General features: G+C 46.6%; 1 protein-coding gene. It reads left to right on the plus strand.

Annotated features, from left to right (window positions below; genetic code table 11):
* A partial coding sequence (locus A3762_RS04280) for a penicillin-binding transpeptidase domain-containing protein (protein ID WP_255375028.1) occupies window positions 1-704 on the plus strand: 704 nt, incomplete at both ends.

A 704-nucleotide genomic window follows, 5' to 3' on the forward strand; every position in this document is an offset into this window, starting at 1 on the left:
GACTTGGCTTGCAGCTTGGTATGGATAGGGTGCGAGAAAGTTTGAGGCGACTAGGCGTGAACGAGGCGCTTAACCCTTACCCGTCATTGCTGCTGGGTGCTCAAGCGATGACGCCTTTCGATGTCGCAAAGTTTTATCAGACGATCGCGAGTAATGGTTTTAATATGCCCTTGCGAGCAATTCGTGAGGTGACAGATCACCAAGGTAATTTGTTGTCGCGATATCACTTTAATGTTGAGCAAGTGATTTCGCCTGAAGCGAGTTATCTGTTGCAGAGTGGCATGCAAGAGGTCATGCGTGCTGGCACTGGACGATCAGCTTATCGAACTTTGCCCACACAATTGCTGACAGCTGGAAAAACTGGAACAACAAATGATTTTCGAGATAGCTGGTTTGCCGGTTTTTCAGGGGATTACTTAGGCGTGTTTTGGCTTGGCAATGATCAAAATGAATCGATCGGTTTAACCGGAAGTTCGGGAGCTTTGCGATTATGGACACGCTTTATGTCATCGGTTCCACAATATCCTTTGGCAACTCCTAAACCTTCGGATATTGATGTGCTGTGGTTTGATCAAGATAGTTGGAACCAAACGCATGCTGAATGTGATAATGCGCAACCTCTTCCCATCTGGGGAGATGCGCAAAAATTTGAGTGGCAAGCATGTCAGAAGCGAACGGGGGGAATAAAATCTTGGTTAAGATCA

This window comes from Oleiphilus sp. HI0125 (assembly GCF_001635355.1).